22 protein-coding genes and 1 pseudogene are annotated in these 25,869 nt (G+C 38.7%); 17 read left to right on the top strand and 6 right to left on the bottom strand.

Annotated features, from left to right (window positions below; translation table 11 throughout):
* Positions 1 to 79 precede the first annotated feature (79 nt).
* The 17 genes from ACT53H_RS12045 to ACT53H_RS11965 all read left to right on the top strand — a co-directional run bounded on the left by ACT53H_RS12045 (position 80) and on the right by ACT53H_RS11965 (position 21,580).
* Positions 80 to 1,138 (top strand): pilus assembly protein PilM, encoded by a 1,059-nt coding sequence (locus ACT53H_RS12045; protein WP_174727834.1) that lies wholly within the window; start codon positions 80 to 82, stop codon positions 1,136 to 1,138.
* Positions 1,138 to 1,779 carry a PilN domain-containing protein gene (locus tag ACT53H_RS12040; protein WP_013196695.1) on the top strand — a complete coding sequence of 214 codons (642 nt, stop codon included), beginning with the start codon at positions 1,138 to 1,140 and terminating at the stop codon, positions 1,777 to 1,779. Before ACT53H_RS12045 ends, ACT53H_RS12040 begins: the two co-directional genes overlap by 1 nt.
* A complete protein-coding gene (locus ACT53H_RS12035) occupies positions 1,776 to 2,525 on the top strand; it encodes a type IV pilus inner membrane component PilO (protein WP_476009288.1) in 750 nt (249 codons plus the stop codon). The genes ACT53H_RS12040 and ACT53H_RS12035 overlap by 4 nt, the downstream gene beginning before the upstream one ends.
* A 10-nt stretch (positions 2,526 to 2,535) precedes the next feature.
* Complete coding sequence (locus tag ACT53H_RS12030) at positions 2,536 to 3,063, top strand: pilus assembly protein PilP (RefSeq protein ID WP_004789813.1); 528 nt, start codon at positions 2,536 to 2,538, stop codon at positions 3,061 to 3,063.
* 62 nt (positions 3,064 to 3,125) lie between these two features.
* Entirely contained in the window at positions 3,126 to 5,291 is a 2,166-nt protein-coding gene (locus ACT53H_RS12025; RefSeq protein WP_476009287.1) for a type IV pilus secretin PilQ, read from the top strand.
* 11 nt (positions 5,292 to 5,302) lie between these two features.
* Positions 5,303 to 5,872, top strand: a complete 570-nt coding sequence (aroK, locus tag ACT53H_RS12020; protein ID WP_004789808.1) for a shikimate kinase AroK — start codon at positions 5,303 to 5,305, stop codon at positions 5,870 to 5,872.
* 28 nt (positions 5,873 to 5,900) lie between these two features.
* Positions 5,901 to 6,983 (top strand): 3-dehydroquinate synthase, encoded by a 1,083-nt coding sequence (gene aroB, locus ACT53H_RS12015; protein ID WP_004789806.1) that lies wholly within the window; start codon positions 5,901 to 5,903, stop codon positions 6,981 to 6,983.
* 16 nt (positions 6,984 to 6,999) lie between these two features.
* The gene (locus tag ACT53H_RS12010) at positions 7,000 to 7,878 is read left to right on the top strand and encodes a hypothetical protein (RefSeq protein ID WP_151963856.1); all 879 of its coding nucleotides are present in this window, start codon (positions 7,000 to 7,002) and stop codon (positions 7,876 to 7,878) included.
* 461 nt (positions 7,879 to 8,339) lie between these two features.
* Entirely contained in the window at positions 8,340 to 12,815 is a 4,476-nt protein-coding gene (gltB, locus tag ACT53H_RS12005; RefSeq protein ID WP_312823191.1) for a glutamate synthase large subunit, read from the top strand.
* A 69-nt stretch (positions 12,816 to 12,884) separates the two neighbouring features.
* A complete protein-coding gene (locus ACT53H_RS12000) occupies positions 12,885 to 14,306 on the top strand; it encodes an FAD-dependent oxidoreductase (protein ID WP_004789801.1) in 1,422 nt (473 codons plus the stop codon).
* A gap of 172 nt (positions 14,307 to 14,478) precedes the next feature.
* On the top strand, positions 14,479 to 15,366 hold the full coding sequence (locus ACT53H_RS11995; protein WP_174727853.1) for a metal-dependent hydrolase: 888 nt from the start codon (positions 14,479 to 14,481) through the stop codon (positions 15,364 to 15,366).
* 130 nt (positions 15,367 to 15,496) lie between these two features.
* The gene (locus tag ACT53H_RS11990) at positions 15,497 to 16,087 is read left to right on the top strand and encodes a LemA family protein (RefSeq protein ID WP_003653797.1); all 591 of its coding nucleotides are present in this window, start codon (positions 15,497 to 15,499) and stop codon (positions 16,085 to 16,087) included.
* 25 nt (positions 16,088 to 16,112) lie between these two features.
* Positions 16,113 to 17,195, top strand: a complete 1,083-nt coding sequence (locus ACT53H_RS11985) for a TPM domain-containing protein (RefSeq protein WP_476009286.1) — start codon at positions 16,113 to 16,115, stop codon at positions 17,193 to 17,195.
* On the top strand, positions 17,189 to 17,749 hold the full coding sequence (locus ACT53H_RS11980) for a TPM domain-containing protein (RefSeq protein ID WP_476009285.1): 561 nt from the start codon (positions 17,189 to 17,191) through the stop codon (positions 17,747 to 17,749). Before ACT53H_RS11985 ends, ACT53H_RS11980 begins: the two co-directional genes overlap by 7 nt.
* Positions 17,750 to 18,096: 347 nt before the next feature.
* A complete protein-coding gene (locus ACT53H_RS11975) occupies positions 18,097 to 18,576 on the top strand; it encodes a pilin (RefSeq protein WP_476009284.1) in 480 nt (159 codons plus the stop codon).
* 88 nt (positions 18,577 to 18,664) lie between these two features.
* A complete protein-coding gene (tfpZ, locus tag ACT53H_RS11970) occupies positions 18,665 to 19,384 on the top strand; it encodes a TfpX/TfpZ family type IV pilin accessory protein (protein ID WP_476009283.1) in 720 nt (239 codons plus the stop codon).
* 567 nt (positions 19,385 to 19,951) lie between these two features.
* On the top strand, positions 19,952 to 21,580 hold the full coding sequence (locus ACT53H_RS11965; RefSeq protein ID WP_476009282.1) for a PglL family O-oligosaccharyltransferase: 1,629 nt from the start codon (positions 19,952 to 19,954) through the stop codon (positions 21,578 to 21,580).
* A gap of 43 nt (positions 21,581 to 21,623) precedes the next feature.
* On the opposite strand, the gene bfr is transcribed toward ACT53H_RS11965, so the two are convergent.
* The 6 genes and pseudogenes from bfr to rpoZ all read right to left on the bottom strand — a co-directional run bounded on the left by bfr (position 21,624) and on the right by rpoZ (position 25,869).
* The gene (gene bfr, locus ACT53H_RS11960; RefSeq protein WP_443270317.1) at positions 21,624 to 22,088 is read right to left on the bottom strand and encodes a heteropolymeric bacterioferritin subunit Bfr; all 465 of its coding nucleotides are present in this window, start codon (positions 22,086 to 22,088) and stop codon (positions 21,624 to 21,626) included.
* 245 nt (positions 22,089 to 22,333) lie between these two features.
* Positions 22,334 to 22,528, bottom strand: a complete 195-nt coding sequence (locus ACT53H_RS11955; protein ID WP_004789790.1) for a bacterioferritin-associated ferredoxin — start codon at positions 22,526 to 22,528, stop codon at positions 22,334 to 22,336.
* A 219-nt stretch (positions 22,529 to 22,747) separates the two neighbouring features.
* Positions 22,748 to 23,131: a RidA family protein gene (locus ACT53H_RS11950; protein WP_004789789.1), complete on the bottom strand. Its 384-nt coding sequence runs from the start codon at positions 23,129 to 23,131 to the stop codon at positions 22,748 to 22,750.
* 144 nt (positions 23,132 to 23,275) lie between these two features.
* Positions 23,276 to 25,381, bottom strand: a complete 2,106-nt coding sequence (locus tag ACT53H_RS11945; RefSeq protein ID WP_476009281.1) for a RelA/SpoT family protein — start codon at positions 25,379 to 25,381, stop codon at positions 23,276 to 23,278.
* 39 nt (positions 25,382 to 25,420) lie between these two features.
* Positions 25,421 to 25,510: pseudogene (locus ACT53H_RS11940) on the bottom strand (hypothetical protein); the annotation flags it as partial.
* 80 nt (positions 25,511 to 25,590) lie between these two features.
* Positions 25,591 to 25,869 (bottom strand): DNA-directed RNA polymerase subunit omega, encoded by a 279-nt coding sequence (gene rpoZ, locus ACT53H_RS11935; protein WP_002116990.1) that lies wholly within the window; start codon positions 25,867 to 25,869, stop codon positions 25,591 to 25,593.

Genomic DNA, 25,869 nt, shown 5'->3' with positions numbered 1-25,869 from the left:
TTGTATCCGTGTAAAAATAAAGACCTAGATTATTGGTTTGTAATTTTTTTTGGGGATAAAAAAATAATAGGACAATAGTGTGCTCAGGTTATATCGTAAACCGAATAAGGGGTTAATGGGTGTCGATATTAGTTCGACTTCTGTTAAGTTGTTAGAGCTCTCTGTTAAGAACGGTAAATATTGGGTGGAAAGCTATGCTTTGATGCCTTTACCCGAGAGCAGTGTAGTTGAAAAAAATATCTTGAATCCAGAGGCAGTAGCAGAAGCTTTGGAACGGGCGATGAATTTAGCAAATCCCCAAACCAGTAACGCTGCAATTGCTGTTCCAACATCGACGGTTATTCATAAAACCATCGAAATGGATGCAGATATGAATGATGATGAACGAGAAGTTCAGATTCGTTTAGATGCGGAGCAGTATATACCGTTCCCTTTGGATGAAGTGAGTCTTGATTTTGAGGTTTTACCAGATCGACTGCCTAATCCAAACCGTGTAAATGTACTTCTAGTTGCAACAAGAACAGAAAATGTTGAAACACGAGTAGAAGTGCTGGAACTGGTTGATCTAACGCCTAAGCTTGCTGATGTCGAAAGTTATGCTGTCGAACGTGCTTTTAGTGTATTTGCTGATAGCTTACCCATGGGTGCAAATACCATTGGTATTTTAGATATCGGCCATACCATGACTACATTATCGGTTATGCAAAGTGGCAAAATCATTTATACCCGTGAACAAGTCTTCGGCGGCAAGCAGCTTACTCTGGAAATTCAAAGCCGTTATGGTTTGTCATTGGAAGAAGCGGGACGAGCTAAAAAAGAACGCTCTTTACCCGATGACTATGACATCGAAGTCTTAGAGCCATTTTTAGATGCCGTTGTGCAGCAAGCTGCCAGATCTCTACAATTTTTCTTTTCTTCATCACAGTTCAATGAAATAGACCATATTTTACTAGCAGGTGGGAACGCCAATATTCCTGGGCTTGCCAAATTGTTGCAGCAAAAACTTGGTTACCGTGTGACCATTGCTAATCCGTTTTTACAAATGGGTTTTTCTCCTCAAGTCAACGTTCAAAAACTTGAAAATGATGCCTCATCGTTAATGGTGGCATGTGGTTTGGCTTTAAGGAGTTTTGATTAATGGCAACAATTAATTTACTCCCTTGGCGTGATGGGCTTAGGGAACAGCGCAAAAAACAATTTATTATTTTCTGTTTTGGGGTCGTTGTGCTGGGGATTACCACTGTATCTTCTGGGTGGTTTTATTTAAATCAAAAATTAGATGATCAAGAACAAGCTAATCAACTCATCACCAGTACAAACCAGAGTCTAGATCAACAGCTTAAAACCTTAAATGGCTTACAAGAACAGCGCGATGCCATTATCGAACGTATGAAACTTATTCAGGGGTTACAAAGTCAACGTCCTGTTGTTGTGCGTTTGGTGGATGAATTGGTGCGGGTGACTCCGGCAGCGATGTATTTGACTAAATTTAGCAGAACTGGAGATAAATTTACCATTGAAGGTAAAGCAGAAAGTCCAAATACGGTCGCGGAGTTATTACGTAATCTCGAGGCATCACCATGGTATCGCAATGCTTTTATGAACTCTTTCTTGGCGACCGAAGAGAAAAAAGATAAGACGGCAAGTTCGCTGCTTCCTAGAGTAGAAGATAGTTATGGCAGTTTTGTTGTGACTGTTGATTTAGGAGAAATGGGGGTGACTACAACAGATGATACCGCCAATACGTCTGTAAGTGCGGATAAGGGGGCGGTTAAATGAGTCCGGATGAACTTCATGAGTTGTCGTTAGAACAAGCTCCATCTAAGAAAAAACAGATTACTTTAGAAAAATTTCTTCAGCAATTTAACACCCTAGATATGAACAGTTATGGTAGCTGGCCATTATCTGTGAAAATTACGTGCTGGGTTTTTATTTTCTTTGCTGTATTGGCTTTAGGATACTTTGTTGTTATTCAGCCAAAGTTACAAGCAATTGATAATGCACAGGCGCAAGAAAGTAGTTTGTTGAATGAGTTTCGCGAAAAGGATTCAAAATTACGTAACTTGCAGCAATATCAACTTCAACTTCAAGAGATGCAAGCAAACTTTAATCAGCAGTTAGAACAACTCCCAAAAGAAACCGAGATTCCAAGCTTGGTTGAGGATATTAACTTAACTGGTGTGAGCTCTGGTCTGAAGTTTAAAAATATCCGTTTAGAAGATGAAGTGAAGCAGGAAATCTTTATTGAGCAGCCTATTACGATGGAAGCAACTGGCGATTATCACGCTTTTGGTGCTTTTGTTAGTAGTATTGCGGCATTACCACGTATTGTGACGATGCATGACTTTGTTGTAGAAGCTGCACCTGTTAAAGATAGTAAGTCAGATATTCCTGTACTTAATTATTCTATTAAAGCAAAAACTTATCGCTATATGGGCGCCGTAGAAAATGCTGAACATCCGGAAAACAACGCTTCGGCTTCTGTAGCACCTGTTTCCTCTACTGCTAATAAACAGTCGAAATAGGAGCATTACAATGAAACTTAAGCAAATTTCTTTTTCTATTTTGGCATGTTTAGTTTTAGTTGGATGTGACTCGAGAATTGATGCTGTAAATCAGCAAATGGCAAATATACGTAATCAGCCACCACAGCCGATAGATCCAGCACCTGTTTTCACGCCTGTGCCACAATTTAACTATGCGGCTCATCAGCTAAAGAGTCCATTTTTACCAAGCTCACTTGCTGCTGAGCTCAAAATTATGGCAGGAAAACGGGTATATCCAAATTTCTCACGTGCACCTCAGCCTCTAGAAAGTTATGCATTAGAATCCTTAAACATGAAAGGAAGCATGCGTAATAACCGTGGGCAAGTATTGGCTCTTATCCAATCACCCGATCAGCAAATTGAACGGGTACAGGTGGGGAACTATATCGGGATGAACCAAGGGCGTATTACCCATATTGGTCCAACCCAGATTGATCTGGTGGAGATTGTCCCTGATGGGCGCGAAGGCTATGTGGAGAGACCAAGAACCTTAGTGTTAATTGGACCCGCACCCTAAAATTTAGGGAATAACAAAGAAAAAGTATTTTTAAAGATTATTTAATTGGGGATGGTCAGACAATGAATCACGTATTCCGTCAGTTTTCTATGGGGGCTGTAGCCATTGCACTTATGCAGGTTGCCTCTGCACAGGTCAGCATGACCAATATTGTACCAACGCAAATTGCAGGTCAGGGTACAGAAATTCGAGTTATGTTTAATGGTTTGCCACCACAACCACAGGCATATCAACTTGAAAATCCTTCACGTTTGATTTTAGATTTTAATAAAGCTCAGCAGACTTTAACACAGTCAAAAGTGGCAATTGGTACAAATGAAGCAAGCTCAGTTGATGTAAGTTCTGATGATCAGCGCTCACGTTTAACTGTAAATTTAAAAGAGGCAGGTGCGTTTACAACGCGTATTGAAGGCAATACTTTTATTCTAAAGATTAATTCAGCTCAAGCTGTAACCAAACCCGTACCAACAAGTGTCGTGCAACCCCAAGGTGTTTCAAATATTGGTTTCCAGCGCGGTAGTCAAGGTGAAGGTCTTATTGTTATTGACTTGCTGGGAAGTAATACCCCTGTTGATGTTCAACAACAAGGCAGCAAGGTCGTGGTGAGAACGTTAGGCTCTAAAATTCCTACACACTTAGCTAAACGCTTAAATGTAAATGATTTTGCTACGCCTGTTTCGACAATTGAATCTTATAATGAAAAAGGCAATGGCGTTATTACGATTCAATCTACTGGTAGTTATGAATATATGGCTTATCAGGCCGAAAATAAACTCACTATTAGCTTAAAGCGTCCGCAGGATAAAAACGTAACTTCTTTATATAAGACACCTAATTACTCTGGTAATAAGCTTTCTCTTGATTTCCAAGATATTGAAGTCCGTCGCGTTTTACAGTTACTTGCCGATTTTACTGGCCTTAATATGGTAGCTGCCGATAGTGTTCAGGGTAATATCACTTTGCGCTTAAAAGATGTTCCGTGGGATCAGGCCCTTGATATTATTTTAAAAACCAAAAATCTGGATAAACGTAGAAATGGTAATGTTATTTGGATTGCTCCTGTTACAGAATTGATTAAGGCTGAAGAAGAAGAAGCAAAAGCTGTCGCACAAAGTGTCAAACTTGCTCCATTACAAACCGAATATATTCAACTTAAATACGCTAAAGCTGGCGATATTATGGGTTTAATTACTCAAGGTTCAAATAATAGCAATGGTTTGCAGCATACTTCAGGTGGCGGTACTTCAACCTCTACTAACTTAAATACGGGTGTCGATAGTTTAGGAAATAACGTAGGAAGTTTATTGAGTCCACGTGGAACAATTACTCAAGATGATCGTACCAATACTTTAATTGTTAATGATACGGCTCAGTCGATTGATCAAATTCGTAAAATGATTGATTTACTGGATGTGCAAGTTAAGCAAGTGATGGTTGAGGCACGTATTGTTAGAGCATCTACTTCTTTTACCAAAGAGCTTGGCGTTAAGTGGGGAATACTATCTCAAGGAATTACCAATAATAATAACTTGCTGGTTGGTGGTAGTGAAACAACTTTATGGAATTTACGAGAACCCAAAAAAGATGAGACTACGGGAGGATATAAATACACGATTGAACGTCCAGATAACTTAAACGTCGATTTAGGGGTAACCAACCCAGCTGGAAGTATTGCTTTTGGTTTGATTAGCATGTCTGATTTTATGCTTGATCTTGAACTTTCAGCGTTACAAGCCGATGGTTACGGTGAGGTTATTTCTACACCTAAAGTGATGACAGCAGATAAACAACCAGCGAAAGTTGCAACAGGTCAGCAGGTCCCTTATCAGACCACGACTAATTCCGCTGCGGGTGCTACAGCAAGTACATCATTTAAAGATGCGCTGCTAAGCCTAAACGTAACACCAAGTATTACGCCTGACGGTAAGATTCAAATGAAATTAGATATTTCGAAAGATTCCGTTGCTGGTGCTGCTCCTAATGGAGAGTTAATTTTAAATAAAAATCAGATTAACACCAATGTATTGGTTAATAACGGTGAAACAGTCATTTTAGGAGGGGTATTTGAGCAGACGACAATTAACTCACAAACCAAGGTTCCTTTCTTTGGTGATATTCCCGTACTTGGACATTTATTTAGAAAAGATGTGAAATCTGATGATAAACAAGAATTACTGATTTTCGTTACGCCACGAATTGTTAATGACACTTTGGTGAGAAATCATTAATATATTTTTTAATGAAAGCAATTGAAATAGGTGGCGCCTTGCCAAGCAAAGCGTTTGAAACCCTGCCAAATATTTATTTGGTGGGGCCCATGGGGGCAGGAAAAACAACCGTTGGACGTCATTTAGCCGAAATATTAGGGCGTGAATTTTTAGATAGTGATCATGAAATTGAACGCAAAACAGGGGCTACTATTCCTTGGATTTTTGAAAAAGAAGGGGAATTCGGATTTCGTGCTCGTGAAACTATAGTGTTGAATGAGTTAACTTCCCGTAAGGCTTTGGTTTTAGCAACAGGCGGTGGTGCGATTACTCAAGCACCCAATCGTGAGTTTCTAAAGCAACGTGGTATTGTCGTTTATCTTTACACTCCTGTGGAATTACAATTACAACGAACTTATCGCGATAAAAACAGACCTCTATTACAAGTTGAAAACCCTGAACAAAAATTGCGAGATTTGTTAAAAATACGCGATCCTTTATATCGTGAAGTTGCTCATTACACGATTGAAACCAATCAGGGTGCTGCACGCGATCTTGCTCAAAAGATTCTGCAACTTATTTTGTCTAACACGCTAAAATAGCCAAACTTACTCGTGGTTTAATAAACTCATGCAAACTTTACATGTTGAATTAGGCGAACGCCGTTATCCTATTTTTATTGGCAGTCAACTTGATCCTAAACAGTTGCTTGAACCTTATATTCATGGTCAACAGGTCATGATTGTGAGTAACGAAACGGTCGCACCTTTATATTTATCTAACTATCAAGAAGCATTAAAAAGTTTGGGTAAAACTGTAGCGACTTGTATTTTGCCCGATGGTGAAAAATATAAAGATATTCAACATTTAAATTTAATTTTTGATGCACTCCTTGAAGCTGGTTTTAACCGAGATTGTACGGTTTTAGCTTTAGGTGGCGGTGTTATTGGTGATATGGCTGGCTTTGCATCAGCATGTTTTCAGCGTGGTGTTTATTTTGTTCAGGTTCCAACTACGCTTCTTTCACAAGTAGATTCAAGTGTAGGCGGTAAAACTGGTATTAATCACCCACTGGGTAAAAACATGCTTGGTGCATTTCAGCAACCTCAAGTTGTTTTGGCTGATATGGCTCAACTCAATACTTTGCCGGATCGAGAGTTGTCTGCTGGATTATCAGAAGTCATTAAATATGCCTTGTTAGGTGATGCTGACTTTCTTGTTTGGTTAGAGCAAAATATGGATGGGTTAATTGGACGAGATGCTGACCTTTTAGCAGAAGCTGTTTACCGTTCATGTGCTCATAAAGCCCGTATTGTTGCAAACGATGAAAAAGAGCAAGGCGAAAGAGCCTTACTCAACTTAGGTCATACTTTTGGTCATGCGATTGAATCTTACTTAGGTTATGGAAATTGGTTGCATGGTGAAGCAGTAGCTACAGGCATGGTCATGGCAGCGGATTTATCACAACGTTTAGGTTGGATTTCAAGCGATGATGTAGAGCGTACAAAAAAAATTATTCAACGCGCTAATTTGCCGATATCATGTCCGAAAATTCCATTGGATGAATTCCTTGGATATATGGCTCATGATAAAAAAGTCCTCAATGGTCAATTACGCTTAGTGTTGTTAAAGCAACTTGGACGAGCAGTAATTACTAAAGACTTTGATGTTGAACTCATGAAACAAGCTATTTTGGCAAATCAACACGGATAATAAATTAAGGTAACACATGACTGTATCACGTACACTTTGGCAGAATGTTCAACAATATATCTGGTTGGTGGGTGGTATCGTCTGCTTGTTTCTCGCTTTTCTTTTCTGGGTCATGACCGATAGTAAGAAGCTGGTTGAAGTTGAAAAATCGGCTGATTCAGATACGCCAGTGCAAATTCAACCAGAAAAAGTAGCAACAACTGCTAATTTAGGGGCTTTAGCTGATGAAGTTAGGCCTCTTGATTTAACGACTCGTACGGTTGCTTCAGGTCAGCATGAGGCAGAGTTCCGCGGTACAAAATTTATTAACGAAAACAAGAAACAGTGGACGCTTGAGCTATTTCGTGCATCTGACGAAGATATTATTAAAAACTTTTTAAAAAATCGTACTGATCGTAATAAATTTATCTATTTCCGTTTAAGCGGAGATAAGCAATCTGAACAATATGTATTGAGCTATGGTGTATTTAAACGTTCTGAAGATGCGATTCAAGAATTAACTCAACTGAATCTTGATTTGCCTGAGTCAATCAAACCTCAACCACAACAATTTTCAACCTATGCATCATTAGTAAATGATTTAGGGGCGGACGAAATGAAAGGTGGGATGAGTCAAACTTATGAAGTGCGATTACGTCCAGCCGCATTGCCTAAAATTGATGAGTCTTTGCTCATGGGTGCAGGTGTAAACGGTGCGATAAGTACGCAGCCGAAAGTGACTGCTCCAACAACGAATTCTACAACTCGGACAACTATTATTCGTCGGGATGCTGAGGGTAATGTTGTGGATGTACACCAGTCCAATTCTACAGATGCCTCTAAAAAGGTTCAACAAAATCGTGAAACTGAAGCCCCTTCTAAAAATGCAACAAATGAGGGCACAAGAGGGAACTAAGGATAAGAATAATGTGCACAAATATAGTGCAATAACAAAAGATATATATAATTTTTGATCAAGTGTGGTGCATATTTGGTCATTTATTAAAATGATAGCCTGAATAAAACTGATCTATTTTTAAGAAATATAAACACTTAAGCTAAGAAAATTATATTGGCATAGTTTTTGCTTTATTCTTGTGCTTATTAATGTACTGCTAACTATTTTGGCGCTCTAAAGAGTGAAGTCTATGCAGAGTCGTGGGGTCGAGCTGCTTTAAAAGAGTGCGAAATAAGTCAAAACATTTTTCTAGCAAAAACCAGTGTACGTAAAAATGGAACAGCGTATATTGGCTTATCAGCCCAAAATTTTTTTTTGCGAAACATTGAGCTAACTATCGTCCGTAGGCAATATCGCAGAAATAAGTTGTTTGTTTGACGCTCGAAAGAGCCTTATTGAAAGAAGGGTACGCTATGCACATGCCATCGCCTAATACTGTAGCTCCCGCTCAAGGTTTATATCAACCTGATGAGTTTAAGGATAACTGTGGTTTTGGACTGATTGCCCATATGAAGGGTGAATCAAGTCATCATCTTGTAGAAACCGCGATTCACAGTTTAAGTTGCATGACGCACCGTGGTGGTATTGCCGCAGATGGCAAGACGGGAGATGGTTGCGGCTTATTATTGGCGATGCCAAAGCAATTTTTCCGTGATGAAGCAAAAAAACTAAGCGATATTACACTTAGCGAAGTTTTTGCTGTAGGAACGGTATTTTTAAATGTCGATCCGGCATTAGCACAGCACTCTAAAAATATTTTAACTAAAGAAATTGAGGCTGATGGCTTACGCGTATTGGCTTGGCGTGTTGTCCCTACAAATAACGATGCACTAGGTGAAATTGCACTTCAATCTTTACCTGCTTTTGAACAGGTCATTGTGAACTGTCCAATGGGTGTAACTGAAGTTGAGTTTAACCGTAAACTATTTTTGGCACGTCGTCGTGCAGAACAACAATTACAAAATGATCCGTCATTCTATGTGACTACACTTTGTTCGACAGTGATCAGCTATAAAGGCTTAATGATGCCGGCTGCAATTGCTGAGTTCTATACAGATTTGGCAGACGAACGTTTAAAATCACATATCGTGGTGTTCCACCAACGTTTCTCGACCAACACTTTACCGCGTTGGCCTTTGGCTCAACCATTCCGTTACCTTGCGCATAATGGTGAAATCAACACTATTACAGCAAACCGTAACTGGGCATTGGCACGTACGCCTAAATTTGAAAATCCATTGTTACCAGGCCTAACTGAGCTTAACCCAATTGTGAACCGTACTGGTTCAGATTCTTCAAGCTTAGATAACATGCTTGAAATCTTGGTTGGTGGCGGTATGGATTTATTCCGTGCATTGCGTATGCTTGTGCCACCAGCTTGGCAAAACGTTGAAACTTTGGATGCAGACTTACGTGCATTCTATGAGTTCAACTCTAAGCATATGGAAGCTTGGGATGGTCCAGCAGGCTTAGTAATTCAAGATGGTCGTCATGCCATTTGTATGCTTGACCGTAATGGTTTACGTCCTGCACGTTGGGTCATTACCAAAAATGATTACATTACCTTGGCATCTGAAATTGGTGTGTGGGGTTATGAACCTGAAGATGTTATTTCTAAAGGTCGCGTAGGCCCTGGCCAAATTTTAGTAGTTGATACTTTAACTGGCAAAGTACTTGATACAAAAGATGTAAATACACATCTTAAAAACATGCGTCCGTACCGTGAATGGTTGCGTGATCATGCAATTCGCTTAAATGCTAATCCTGAACTTGAAGAACAATTAGTTGATCAAGGCTTAACTGGTGATGCTTTAAAAGCAGCTCAAAAAATGTTTATGGTGACATTTGAAGAGCGCGACCAGTTGTTGCGTCCGATTGCTGAAAGTGGTCAGGAAGCTGTAGGTTCAATGGGTGATGATACGCCAATGGCTGTATTGTCTCGTCAAGTACGCCATGTGACTGATTATTTCCGTCAACAATTTGCGCAAGTAACAAACCCGCCAATTGACCCGTTACGTGAATCGATTGTAATGTCGCTCGAAACCTGTTTAGGCCGTGAGCAGAATGTATTTGAGCAGGGGCCAGAGCACGCAGATCGACTCATTATTTCGAGTCCTGTTCTGTCTAACTCAAAAATACAGCAAATTCGTACTATTGATCGTGCAGGCTATGAGTCTGTTGACATCAATTTAAACTATGCTGAAGAAGAAGGTTTGCAAGCTGCGATTACACGCATTTGTGAAGAAGCAGCACAAGCTGTTCGTGATGGTAAAACCTTAATTATTTTAACTGACAAAAATATTCGCCAAGGTTTCTTACCTGCAAATGCAGCACTTGCAACAGGTGCGGTACACCATTACCTCATTAAGACTGGTTTGCGTACTGATGCAAACATCTTGGTTGAAACTGGTTTTGCACGTGATCCGCACCAATTTGCGGTATTACTTGGTTTTGGTGCTACAGCAGTTTATCCATACCTTGCATATGACGTAATTAATGATTTGATTGCGAAAGGTGAGCTTTTAGGTGATCCAATCCATGCTCAAGCGAACTTCCGTAAAGGTATTGAGAAAGGCTTATTAAAAGTTCTTTCAAAAATGGGTATCTCTACAGTTGCTTCGTATCGTGGTGGTCAGCTTTTTGAAGCAGTGGGTTTATCATCTGAAGTTGTAGATCAGTGCTTCTTGGGTGTTCCAAGTCGTATTCAGGGTGCAACATTTGCTGATCTTGAAAAAGACCAGAAAAAATTAGCTGCTACAGCATGGTCAAATCGTAAACCAATTGATCAAGGTGGTCTGCTTAAATTTGTGTTTGATAAAGAGTATCACGCGTTTAACCCAGATGTGATTAACTCATTACACAAAGCGGTTCGCTCTGGTAAATACGAACACTTTAAAGAATATGCGGAGCTGGTGAATAATCGTCCAGTAGCGACTATTCGTGACTTATTCAAGTTAAAAACAACGAATTCGATTCCAGTTGAGCAAGTTGAATCAGTTGAAGAGATCTTGCCTCGTTTTGACTCGGCAGGGATGTCTTTAGGTGCTCTTTCTCCAGAAGCGCATGAAGCGATTGCAATTGCGATGAACACGATTGGCGGTCGTTCAAACTCTGGTGAGGGTGGTGAGGATCCAGTTCGCTACGGCACAATTCGTAACTCGAAAATCAAACAGATCGCATCTGGTCGTTTTGGTGTAACGCCTGCATATCTAACTTCTGCTGAAGTATTGCAAATTAAAGTTGCTCAAGGTGCAAAACCAGGTGAAGGCGGTCAGTTACCGGGCGGTAAAGTAAATGGTTTAATTGCACGTTTACGTTACTCAGTGCCGGGTGTAACACTGATTTCACCTCCACCACACCACGATATTTACTCAATTGAAGATTTGTCTCAGTTAATTTTTGACTTGAAACAAGTTAACCCGCAAGCAATGGTTTCAGTAAAACTGGTATCTGAACCAGGTGTAGGTACGATTGCAGCTGGTGTTGCGAAGGCATATGCAGACTTTATTACTATTTCTGGTTATGACGGTGGTACAGCTGCATCTCCACTTTCATCAATTCACCATGCGGGCTCTCCATGGGAGTTAGGTTTAAGTGAGGCGCATCAAGCACTTCGTGTAAATGACTTACGTGGCAAAGTACGTGTACAAACAGATGGTGGCTTAAAAACTGGTCTTGATGTGATCAAGGCAGCAATTTTAGGTGCTGAGAGCTTTGGTTTCGGTTCAACACCAATGATTGCACTAGGTTGTAAATATCTACGTATTTGCCACCTAAACAACTGTGCGACTGGTGTTGCAACACAACAAGATCACTTACGTCAAGAGCACTACATTGGCGAGCCAGAAATGCTCATCAATTTCTTCCACTTCATTGCGGAAGAAACACGTGAATGGTTGGCAGCATTAGGTGTGTCTTCATTGAAAGACTTAATCGGTCGTGTTGATTTACTCGAAGTATTGCCGGGTGAAACTGAAAAACATGCTCATCTTGATTTAAGTGCATTGTTAACTTCTCATCCATCTGCTGACGGTAAAGCACAGTATTGTGAAGTACAAGGGAACGCACCATTTGATAAAGGTGTGTTAGCTGAGAAAATGGTTGCTGAAATGCTTCCTGCAATTGAATCAAGTGCAGGTGGTCAGTTCAACTTCAATGTTGTGAACTGTGATCGTTCAATCGGTGCTCGTGTGTCAGGTGAAATTGCTCGTCGCTATGGCAATTTAGGCATGGAAGTACACCCAGTTGTGATGAACTTAACTGGTACAGCTGGTCAGTCACTTGGTGTATGGAACGCGGGTGGTTTACACATCCGTCTTGAAGGTGATGCAAACGACTATGTGGGTAAAGGTATGGCAGGTGGTCGTATCTCAATCTTCCCACCAAAAGGTTCACCTTTCCAAACTCAAAACACAGCAATTATTGGTAATACCTGTTTGTATGGCGCAACTGGCGGTAAGCTTTTTGCAGCGGGTACAGCGGGTGAGCGTTTTGCAGTTCGTAACTCTGGTGCATTTGCTGTAATTGAAGGTGCTGGCGATCACTGCTGTGAATATATGACAGGTGGTGTTGTGACTGTACTTGGTAAAGTAGGCCATAACTTTGGCGCAGGCATGACCGGTGGTTTTGCTTATGTACTTGACCTTGACAATGACTTCGTAGATTACTACAACCACGAATTGATTGATTTAAATCGTATTTCAACAGAATCTATGGAAGATCATAAAGAGTTCTTGTTGCGTATTATCGATGAGCATATTAAAGAAACAGGTAGTGCCTGGGCTTATAAGATCCGCAATGAGTTCGATTTCTACAGCCGTAAATTCTGGCTTGTGAAACCAAAGGCTGCTAATTTACAAACGCTTTTGAAAACAACACAAGCTGATCCACAATAATTCCACGACTGCAACGACATAGGCAGGTGCGGACAACAGTGAAAACCGCGCCTACCCACGGAGAGAGACATGGCAGAACGCCTAAATAATGACTTTCAATTTCTGGATGTAGCACGCCAAGATCCAGAGAAAAAAGATATTACTGTCCGCAAAGCAGAATTTGTGGAAATTTATAAGCCTTTTACATCGGAAACTGTCACTAATCAGACTCACCGTTGTTTAGGTTGTGGTAACCCATATTGCGAATGGAAATGTCCTGTACATAACTACATTCCAAACTGGTTAAAACTTATTGCTGAAGGCCAAATTTTCCAAGCTGCTGAGCTTTGTCATCAAACGAATACACTACCTGAGGTATGTGGTCGCGTATGTCCACAAGACCGTTTGTGTGAAGGTGCTTGTACCTTAAACGATGGTTTTGGTGCAGTAACAATTGGTAATGCTGAAAAATATATCAACGATACAGCCTTTGCTTTGGGCTGGCGTCCAGATATGTCAGGCGTGAAATGGACTGACAAAAAAGTTGCCATTATTGGTGCTGGCCCTGCTGGTTTAGGCTGTGCAGATATTCTAGCTCGAGGTGGTGTTAAACCAGTTGTATTCGATAAGCGTCCTGAAATTGGTGGCTTACTTACATTTGGTATTCCAGAATTTAAAATGGAAAAAGATGTGATGAAACGCCGCCGTGAAATTTTCACAGGTATGGGCATCGAATTCCGTTTGAATACTGAAATTGGTACAGATGTAACCATTGATGAATTACTTGCAGAATATGATGCGGTGTTCATGGGTATGGGAACTTATACCTACATGAAGGGTGGTTTCCCAGGTGAAGATCTTAATGGCGTTTATGATGCTCTTGATTTCCTAATCTCTAACGTGAACCGCTGCCAAGGTTGGGAAAAAGATCCAAGTGAGTACATCAGCTTAGATGGTAAAAAGGTGATTGTACTTGGTGGTGGTGATACAGCGATGGACTGTAACCGTACTTCATTACGTCAAGGCGCTCATGATGTAACGTGTGCATATCGTCGTGATGAAAGCAACATGCCGGGTTCTGCACGTGAAGTAAAAAATGCCTATGAAGAGGGTGTAAAATTCCTATTCAATCGTCAACCGATCGAAATCGTTGGTGAAAATGGCAAAGTGACAGGCGTAAAAGTGGTAACGACACAAATGGGTGAACCAGATAGTCGTGGCCGTCGTAGTCCTGAACCAGTTCCAGGTTCTGAAGAAGTATTACCAGCCGATGCTGTTTTACTTGCATTCGGTTTCCGCCCAAGCCCAGCGGATTGGTTTGGTAACGCGAATATTAATCTTGATGGTTCAGGTCGTGTTGTCGCAGCTGAAAAACAAGAATTCAAATTCCAGACATCAAACCCGAAAATCTTTGCTGGTGGTGATATGGTGCGTGGCTCAGACCTAGTCGTGACTGCGATTTGGGAAGGCCGTCAAGCTGCTGAAGGCATTTTGGATTACCTAGGTGTTTAATAAATTAATGTGTTAAAACACTCAAAAAGCCTACTTCAAGTAGGCTTTTTTATTGTCTACCATTAGTCACTTTGATGTTTTTGGCAAATATAATAAGCTTTTTTGCCCTTTTTAGCTTTTTAAGCTCACGACATACTCAAAACTTCCTTCTTCAATACAATAGGTGTTGAGTATGAACATCGCAGGTATGACGGCAGAAAAATCATATTTAAATCGTCGAAAAGCGTTGGGTATTACAGTGCGTCGTCTTGAATTTAATCCAAAGGCGATCAAGCGTCACTATTTTGCAAATTCACCCCTCATGTCTCATTTTTTAACTGCACTTTCATCGACGTTTCCAGTAGGTGAGCAATTTTTTGTAAATAGCGTACGTAATGTGCGTGATAAAGTTTCAGACCCTCAATTACAAGCGCAAATTGCTGCTTTCATTGGACAAGAGGCTATGCATTCCAAAGCGCATGGCGAGTTTAATGAAGCTTGGCGCCGTGATGATTATAATCTGGATAGTTTTCAAAACTGGTTAAATGAGCGCGATAAATACTTAAGAACGATTCCACCTAAGCTGCAATTAGCTCTTACCTGTGCTTTTGAACATTTTACAGCTCTCCTTGGAGCATATGTTTTACAACATCCAGAGTTGTTAAAAACGTTAGATCAAGATGCGCTAAAACTTTGGGTATGGCATGCGATTGAAGAAATTGAGCATCGTTCAGTCGCATTCGATGTCTATCAACATGTATATGGAGATGACCGTATTCGTCGTTTACTCATGCGTAGCGTCACGACTGGGTTTGCGAGTCTGGCTTTTTATGGGACAACGCGTTTATTTTGGCAAGATAAGTGGAATAGCTTACCTAAAATCGGAGGTAATTTATTTGGGTCATATTTGCTGATAAAGATGCTTGTCCAATTAATGCCTGAATACTTTGCATATTACAAAAAAGATTTTCATCCTAGTCAAAAAGATTACGACAAGATGGTCGATTACTGGAAAAGTTCTTTAGCAGAAGAATATCAAATGACAAGTTTTCAACAAGAAAAAGATCAAAGATTAAATTAATAGAAAACCGGATTTAAAAATCCGGTTTTTAAAAATCAATAAAATAAAAGCAACACAATAATGCCAAATTCATCATACAATCGGGTAAAGAGGTCAAAAATATAAAGAAAAACTTGAGGATAATGTGACGATGAAAACGTTGAAACAATTAGCGATCGCAACAACACTTGCCAGCACCTTACTGTTTTCGGGATGTGGCTATAATACTCTACAAGTAAAAGATGAGGCTGTGACAGCAGCGTGGTCTGAAGTACAAAACCAATACCAACGTCGTTCAGATTTGGTGCCAAACCTTGTCAATGTGGTAAAAGGTTATGCTAAACATGAAGAGCAAGTATTAACCGAAGTAACACAGGCACGCTCGAATGTTGCAGGTTTAAAAGTTGATAAAGAAGTTCTAGAAGATCCAGCTTTGCTTGAAAAATATCAACAGGCTCAAAGTCAATTAACAGGGGCATTATCTCGACTTATTGCTGTGTCTGAAAACTACCCAGATTTGAAAGCCAATACTCAATTCCAAGAATTACAAGTTCAGCTTGAGGGTACAGAAAATCGTATCGCAGTTGCACGTAATCGTTATATTACAACAGTGCAAGATTACAACGGATATGTACGCCAGTTCCCGCAAGCAGTGACCGCAAAAGTAATTGGTATGCATCCAAAAGCCAATTTCTCTGCAGAAGCTTCTGCACAACAGGCTCCAAAAGTTTCTTTTGATTAATTTTATAAATCAAAGGGAGTGCCGTATGAGAAATACTATATTGCTTCAGTCTAAGCAAATTAAGGTCTTTATTGCGACCTTAATTTTGCTCTGTTGTGGTGTTCTTTTTCAGAATACGGCATGGAGTGAAAGTAATATTGCAACTGCTACTGATGAAACCGACACAATAGTAGCGGGCAAAATCATTCAAAAACAGCAAAATCAAGCTGCTGCAACTAAACTAGAGGGGCAAGCTGCTTCAAGTGTTGCTGCTTCGCCTAAAGTCGCTAACGATATGGTAGACGGTGAATCAATTCGTGGTTTGCCAACTTTAAATCAGCCTGTTATTGATCAAGCTAACATTTTAAGTGAGGCTGAGAAACAGCAGCTCGACCAAAAAATTCTAAGTTTATACCAACAAGGTAAAGCGCAAATTGGTGTCGTTATTGTCCCAACTACGGGCCAAGAAGATATATTTGATTATGCATTACGAGTGGGTGAGCAGTGGCAATTAGGTTCAGCTAAACGTGACAATGGATTACTCATTGCAGTTGCGGTAAATGATCGTCGCATACAAATTTTAACGGGATATGGTTTAGAAGGTGTGTTGCCTGATATTGTGGCAAGTCGAATTATTAGAAACCAAATTACACCTTATTTTAAACAAGCCCAATATGCACAAGGTTTAAATGCAGGACTTGATGAAATTGGAAGAATTTTAAATTTAGATCCAGAAGTAGCACAGCAAGCTGCCCAAGATTTAAAAGAACGTCAGCATCAAGCTGCAGAAGAACAGCAAGCCAAGCAGACAACGCTGACAATCGCTTTATTTATTCTTGTTGCTGGAATTGTGGGTTCGTTTATTGTTGGTCGTCCGCTTAGTGCATCTACAGCAGGAGTTGCTGCTGCGGTAGCAGGATTTGTAAATGGGGCGGGGCTAGTCACTAGCTTACTACTTGGTTTTGGTATTTTCTTTTTACTTATTACATCAATTGCCCAACTTATTTTACAGGCCATTTTAAGTGGTTCTGGTGGCGGTGGACGTGGAGGAGGCTTCGGCGGAGGTGGCGGAGGCTATGGTGGCGGCGGAGGTCGTTTTGGCGGTGGAGGTGCTTCAGGCTCATGGTAACAACATCAGAAACAACACAAATTATTACTCAACCAAAAATTGAGGAATCTGTAGAGCCAAGTCTAAAACGTTGGTTTAAACATTTATGTTATTTTCCGGCCAGTAGCCGTTATTTTTCAAAACAAGATAAGCAAGCTATCGCAGATGCTGTACAGCGAGCAGAACATGGACATGTTGGTGAGATACAGGTGGTAATTGAAGGCCATATTCCATGTTCACAAGCCTATAGACAAAACACGCGTTTAAGAGCACAGCAGCTATTTGCAGAGTTGGGCGTTTGGGATACTGCATTAAATAGCGGCGTATTGTTATACCTAAATTTATGTGAACGTACTGTAGAAGTTATATTTGACCGTGGTATTAGAAATGCGACTAACGATCAGGTCTGGCAGCAGATTTGTGAGTCTATCGTTCAAAAACTTAAACAAAAACAATATCAACAAGCTGTCGTGATGGGTGTGCAGCAAATTGGAGAGGTATTGTCACATTTTTATGATGAAAATATGCCAGATCAATCCAATGAATTGGGAAATGCTCCAATTATTATTAATTAAGTTATTTTCTAAAAGTTCTATATCTCATAATTTTAAAATTTTATTTCTTAAGGTGGCTGACAAAAAATGTCACCTATTTATTTATTTTTTAAAGAGAATTTGCTCACAAAAAAAATATAAAGTTTGATAAGTTTTGTTTACTTTTTTTGATATGTGATCTGTGATAACCAAAAGTTATGTGACGATTTTTGTCAGTTATTTACAGTGACTTTAGATTAAGTAAATTTTAAAATTAATATAAGTTTTTGTTTTATAAGTAAAATAAAAGTTGGCATGGTTGCTGCTATATAGTTGATAGCTGAAAAGGCTTATATAAAAACATACATACAATCTTTGGGGAAAAGGCTATGAATGCACAAAAAGGTTTTACATTAATTGAACTCATGATCGTGGTTGCGATTATCGGTATTTTGGCGGCAATTGCGATTCCTTCTTATCAAAATTATATTGCACGTTCACAAGTAACACGTGTTATGGGTGAAGCAGGTAACATGAAAACAGCAGTTGATAACTGTTTGTTGAATGGCAAGTTAACACTTGGTCAGGCTGGTAATGAGTGCCAATTAGATGCAACTGGTTCTAACCTTCAGACCGGAGCTAAACAGGATGGTTCTACAGCAGTTGCTGCAGGTACAGGTGTAGCGCAGGTTACTTCACCATTAGTTACGGCTGCAGCTAACACAATTGTTGCTACATTTGGTAACGGTGCAGCGGGTGATTTACAGACAGCGAACCAAAACACTTTAACTTGGACGCGTGCGGTTGATGGTACATGGTCTTGTTCTACAACTGTTTTATCAAAATATCGTCCAGCATCTTGTCCATAATTTGGAACTAGAAATAAACAAAACCAGCTATTAAGCTGGTTTTGTTTTTATAGCGTCAATTTTAAATTATGAAATATTTAAGGTTTATATGTCTAGTCGATTAAAATTTTTTTTGGTTCATTTTTCTTGTTCTTTGGTTAGTGCTCTATTATTACTTTTTTTGGTTTTTAAGATATGGTATCCATATCCATTAGCTCAGGCTTTAGGTGTTACTAATATTGTAATAATGATAGTGATAATAGATTTAATTATTGGGCCAATCTTATGTTTTATTATTTATAAGGTTGAAAAAAAAACATTGAGATTTGATTTGTCAGTGATAATTTTTTTCCAAATTGTCGCATTTTTATTTGGATTTTATAACTTATCACAAGGTAGACCTGTTTGGCTTGTATATAATCAAGGTAATATTGATTTGGTTCAAAGAGTTGAAATTATTAAGGATGATATGGGGAAGGCTCTACCTAAGTTTCAAAAAATACCTATGTTTGGACCTGAAATTGCTGCGGTCAAAACAATGAATCTTAATGAAATGAATTTACATAAAGAAAAGGCTAAAGCTATTTCATTTATTCAACAACCTGAAAAATATATTTTACTTAAAGATGAACATGTAAATATTAAAAAAAATATTCATAATATTAATGAATTATATAAAAAAAACCAAAAGAAAGAAATTGATGATTTACTTGCAAAATACCCCAACGTTCAAGGATGGCTTCCTTTACGGGCTACAACACAGAATATGGTGGTATTAATGAATATTGATAAGGCTCAGATTATGGTGATAGTCGATTTAAAATTTTAGAAATGGATCTAGATAATAATTAAATTTTAGTTAATTATTTTAAATTTTAGATTGGTTAATCATAACCAATCTAAAATTATATTCTTATGTGAAAACTGAATTTTTGTATTTTAAAGTTCTTTGGAAAATTCGGATGGAGAACATTTAAGGCTTACTGCAATGTGACACTGGTAAATCAGGGATCAAAGGTAAAAAAGTTCAATTAAACCATGCAGAAGATGGTAGACTTGTGAAACAACTGTCGATGGAAAATATGCTGCGAAGTCATGTAGTGTTTTTATAGCATTAAATGCTGCGTCATAAGTTGCTGTTCAAGAAAAAATGCACTCAATTGAGTTCATCTTTATTGATTATTAGATATTTTCTTTTGTATCTTTTAGAACATAGGTGCTACTCTAAATTGTATGTATCGAAGTTTTATAAAATAAATCCAATGATAAAAAACATTTAAGTTTATTGTGATATGAACAAGTTTCTAAACGGAACGGAAAGATATAAATGGAAGCGAATTCTTCCTACTCTCTTCCATGTATAATTCTTTCAAGTTTTAACCTCTAACCTTTTACTATGCAAGTATTCTTCCTATTCCTCGCTGCAATCCTGTTAGGTTTTGCATGGTTGTCTCCATTTCACTACAGCCCTTGGGTCATGTTTTCGAGTGAAGTGAGTACTTTTGGGGCTGGATTATGTGTATTAGCCGCTCTAATTCAGCAAAATATTAAAATTCCTAGAGCACAGTTATTATTGCTGCCATTTACTTTGATTCCAATAGTGCAGTGGGGTTTTGGTTTAGTTTTTGATCTGAGCACAGCCTTATTGAGTTTATTTTACCTGTTAGGTTTTTGGTTTATGGTTTTGGCTGGTTATAACCTGTCTTTAGATCAACAAAAGCGAGATCAAATCTTTTCTGGTTTTAGCCTACTTGTAATTATTGTATCGCTTGTCACTAGCTTTATTGCAATTTGCCAATGGTTGAATATCGAGTCTCATATTCCTTATGTGCTTAAGTTGCTGGGTAATCGCCCTTACGGTAATTTTGGCCAACCTAATAATATGGCAACCTTTTTAATCATTGGATTATTAGGATGTTTGTATTTATATGAAAAGAATAAAGTAACAATCTGGTTGTTACTACCTTCAACACTCATTATTTTATTTACAGTTGCATTGAGTCAATCCAGAACCTCATGGATAGTTTTTCCATTTTTACTTATGTATTGGGTGATCAAGCAGTTTAGAAAGCAAAAAAGATTTGGATTTGCTCAAGGTTTCTTGTGGTGCTTAATATTTTTCTTAATTGCTGGATTCATCTTACCTTATATTACTCAATTCATTGAGTTCTCTACAAATACACAGATTACCGAAACAAGTACATTTGTTGCTCGTGCAGGTTCGGGGCATGAGCGTGTAGGCATGTGGATACAAATATTACATGCCATAGCACAGCAGCCATGGGCAGGGTATGGATGGAGTCAGACAAGTGTCGCTGTAGTCGATAGTATTCAATATGGAACCGTACATGTATGGTTTAATAGTGCCCATAATGTACTGCTTGATTTAATTGTTTGGAATGGTATTCCATTAGCAGCTGTAATTATTGCTTACTTTGCGTGTTGGTTCCTTTGGTTAAATCAACAGGCTAAAGAAACCATCTCAATTATAGCGATTATGATGGTATGTGCGGTGTTTATTCATGCCATGTTTGAGTTCCCACAGCGCTATGCTTATTTCTTACTTACCTCTGGTTTCTTGCTCGGTATCGTTCAGGCGCAGACTCCAGTACTCAAGGGAGTTATACTTAATAAGCAACTTTTTCGCTTAATATGTGTAGCTAGTTTACTGCTTATTATTGCGATTTTACGTGATTACAATGTGTATGTTCTGAATAGTAATTTACTTTATAAGAATAAAAAACCAAATGCAGAGTTCATGGGAAGCAGTAAAATTTTTGTTTTAACGCAGTTTCAAGAGCGTTTAAAATGGATTGAACTTGATCCAAAAACTAAATTATCTGAAGCTGAGCTAGTCCAGTGGGGTAACTCAGTAAAGAATAAAGCAACTCCATATAATTTACGTAAAAATGCAAAATTGCTGGCTTATAATGGAAAACCAGAGCAAGCAGAGCAGCAATTATTAATTTTAAAGCATCTCTATAAGCAAAAAATAACGCTACCAGAGTTATTAAAAGAAAAGTAATAAAAAAATCCCCTTGCATGCAAGGGGATTTTTTTATGAGAAATTACATCTGACTCTGGATGTAATTTTCAATGCCAACGCTAACGATAAGGTCAATTTGGGTATCTAACCAGTCCCAATATTCTTCTTCTTTTTCTAAAATTTCTTGAACAAGATCACGCGTCACATAGTCTTGTTCTGTTTCAGCGAGTGCAACTGCTTTTTGAATCGCTTCTATATTTTCTTTCACTTTACGAATGTCACATTGCAGAACTTCTTCTGTATGTTGACCAATATAAAGTTTGCCTAAGTGCTGAAGATTAGGTAAACCTTCCAAGAATAAAATACGTTCAATAATTTTGTCTGCATGCTTCATTTGACGAATGGATTCTTTGTATTCAGCAGAGCCAAGCTGCTCAATTCCCCAATCATTAAACATGCGTGAATGTAAAAAATATTGATTAATTGCAGTTAGATGATGATACAGCACTTGGTTGAGCTGATTAATGACATCACGATTGCCTTTCATTGTAGCTACTCCAAAACAATTTCTGCCTTAATTCAATTAAGGCAATCTATAAAACCATTCTAGTGAACAAACAGTGATATGGCGAGTAATTTATAGAACAGCAAATGAAAATCGCAATCAAAAACAACACAATATTAGGAAAGGAGAGTTTCCAACCAAAAAAAACCGCTTGAATGAGGAACTATTAACGTTCCGCAAAAAGCGGTGGAGGAGCTAATAAATACTATTAAATTTTTATAAATCTTTTACGCAGCTACAGAAATACGAGCAGCGATTTCTGCTAATTCTTCATTAATAATAGCACGTGCTTCTGGTGCACAGCGTCCACAGCAAGTACCAAGATCAAGCAAATCACGAATTTCGCGATAGCTTTCTGCGCCATTTTCAACAGCGTCTTTAATATCTTGATCGGTAATGCCACGACACAAGCAAACGTACATGGGAGTGATCCCCAAATATAAATGCGATAATTGATATTATTGATAATTATTATCGTTTGTCAATGAAATTCATTTAAAATCTCATTTATTATTATTGGGAATTTGGATAAAAAAATACCACCTGAGCGGAAATCTGAGTTATGTTCAGATTTTATACAAAGGTGGTTCATGATTTAGAGTTAATAATTTAACAAAAAATATTCAATATATTTTTATATCTTATTGATTAATAACTACAATACCATCCATTTCAACTAAAGCACCTTTTGGTAAACTTGCTACACCAAGTGCTGCACGTGCAGGATACGGTTGCGCAAAATATTCACCCATAATTTGGTTTACAAGTTGGAAGTTTGATAAATCAGTTAGAAAAATATTGAGCTTGGCAATGTCTGCTAGAGAACCGCCGGCAGCTTCACAAACTGCTTTTAAATTATCAAATACACGGCGAATTTGAGCTTCAATACCTTCTACAAGTTCCATACTGTATGGGTCTAAACCAATTTGCCCTGAAAGATATAATGTATTATCTACTAAAATGGCTTGAGAGTATGTGCCGATAGCAGCAGGGGCATTTTCAGTATGAATTACTTGGCGGGACATTTGGTTCTCCTTGATTAAATCTCATTTCATCATAATCGATGATCGCTTTGGACAAAAGTATCATCGATTTAATTGATTAAGCGGATTTGGAAAGTTTGATTTTGTTAAAGAAACATAAATCTGACCAATAGCCCTTGTAAAGACTTAGCTTACTTTTGAAATTTCCATCTGTGGATTAGGCGCATCCAAACGCTCAATACGTGGAAAACCATAATGCATGCGTAAGTCACGGATGACTTTTGCAATGTGCTTACGGTTATTCACTACAATATTAACGAAAGTTCTTTGCTCATTTGAGTGAACCATTTCTACCCCTGCATTATTTTTACGACATTGATAGATCAGGTCTGATACCTGCTCATCATTCATTGCCATTTCTATAGCGAGGTAGGCTGTAAAACGAACATCGTCTACGTCATCTGCTTTCCATTGAAGCGGCATAATATTTTCAGGATGTAGATGTTGTTCATGTAGCAAGTTATGGCAACGGATACGATGCACAATTAACCCACGACGTGTTAAATGTCCTTGAATTGGGTCGCCCAAAACTGGATTACAGCAATGCGCATATTTAACATCGATACCTTCGGTGCTTTGAATGAGTCGATCTGAATTTTCCACTTGTGGATGCTTGTCATGAGCAAATAAGTGATTAGCTACAAGTTGAGGTAGTAGGTCGCCAACTGCAATTTGTTCAAACAATGTATTTTTATTATCAATGTGGCGCCATTGAAGTAAATCTAACCAGTCGGATTCAGAGAGATCGTTAATCGAACGGTTAAAGAGTTTCAGTGCTCGAGAAAGTGCTTGCGCACCGACTAAACGTTGTTCTTCAATATCTTGATCTTTAAGGACATGCTGTAAAGCACGGCGAGCTTTTTGCGTATTAATGAAACTTAACCAGTCTGGATTTGGTGTTGCTAAAACATCCGTAATCACTTCAATAACCTGACCGCTGATTAATGGTGTCGACAGTGGTTTAATCTCGCCATCTACTTTTGCACCAACGGCATGGTTTCCTAAAAATAAACTGGCTGAATAAGCAAAATCAACTACGGTAGCACCTTGTGGTAACTCATGGAGCTGGCCATGTGGAGTGTAAACCCAAATTTTTTCTTGATGTAAGTAATCTAATAAATCATTGAAGGTCGTTTTTGCACATTCTCCATCGATCAGCGTATTCAGATTTTGCATTGAAGCTTGAATGGCTGAACGACAAGTTTGCGGTGCATTTTCACCAAGCACTACTCCAAAACGAGCAGCTTTACGCATAAGCTCAGTTTGAATGGTAAGAGATAGTGTAGTTTTTTCGCCTTTGAGCTTAATTAATAAAGACTGGTTGCCACCCGGTAGCGGACGACGGATATGGTCCTGATATTGAATGACCTGAAAGTTTTCTCTTAAAGCATCAACTAGGCGGTCACAGTCGGCAATTGATTGTAAAACGATTTCAAAAGCATGGCTATGGGTAAGCTCTTGTAAATCCATCTCATTTTTAACGAAATGGCGTAATAATTCGATATTGTTATTTTTCTTTTTAATGCGGCCTTGAATATGATAATTATGAAGAAGTTCAGCAAGGTTTTGTTCCCAGATACTTTGATATTTACATCGCTCTGGTTTGGTTTGACGTAGTGCATTTTGCACGTTATCAAACATATCAAGATCAAGATTTTGATAACAAAGATTTTCTAGATTATCACCCATTTCATTCATGCCGACTAATCTTGCCATTGGCACAAAGATATCAAGAGTTTCTTGAGCAATACGGGCACGTTTATCTGGACGCAAAGCACCTAAAGTTGTCATATTATGATAGCGGTCAGCTAATTTAATAATAATGACACGTGGGTCCTGTAGGGTCGCTTGCAAGATTTTTCGGAATGAGGCGGCTTTGTTATATTCTTTATCACTTGATTGGCTAAGTTTGGTTACGCCGTCAACCAGCTCGGCAACTGTCAGGCCAAACTTTTCAGTAATATCTTCTTTTGTATATTGAGTATCTTCAATAACATCATGCAAAAGGGCTGCCATTAAGGTTTCAACATCTAAACGCATGTTCGCAAGAATACAGCTGACAGCAATTGGATGCAGAATGTAGGGTTCACCACTTTTACGTGTAATGCCAGTATGCGCTAGATCGGCAAAATCACAGGCAGCAAGCACTTTCTCGACTTCACTTACCGATAAGTAAGGGTCGATAATCAATTTAAGCTGTTGCTTGGCTTGGCTGACCTCTTCGCCTGGCATAAATCACCCTTTTTCCTAATACTGAAAAACTAAATCTATCTACTTCTTAATGAAAAGCATATTGCGGAACTTGTCAATTTTTTCATTTGAAAAAGTGTATTTTTTTTTCAATGAAAATAATTGCTTTTTTCAATATCTTTAAATTCAAGACAAAGCCAAATAAAAAACCACCGCAGAAAAACGATGGTTTTTTTATGAAACAGAATTAATTAGAAAGAAAAACCTTCTAAATTCAAGCTGTTTGTAGAAAGAGCAAGATCAAGACTAGAAGTTTGATAATCTTGTTCACGTTGCTTAAGAATTTCTTTCGTAACGTGCCCTGCCGCGATTTCGCGCAAAGAAACTACAGTCGGTTTGTCGTTATCCCATTCTACAGTTGGCTCCATGCCTTGACGTGCCAATTGACGAGCACGTTTACTTGCAACGAGCACAAGCTCAAAACGGTTGTCTACATGATCTAAACAATCTTCAACGGTGACGCGTGCCAT

This window comes from Acinetobacter sp. DMC2, from assembly GCF_056314305.1.
Note: the sequence above shows the minus strand (reverse complement) of the source record. Positions and strands in the feature narration are given on the sequence as shown.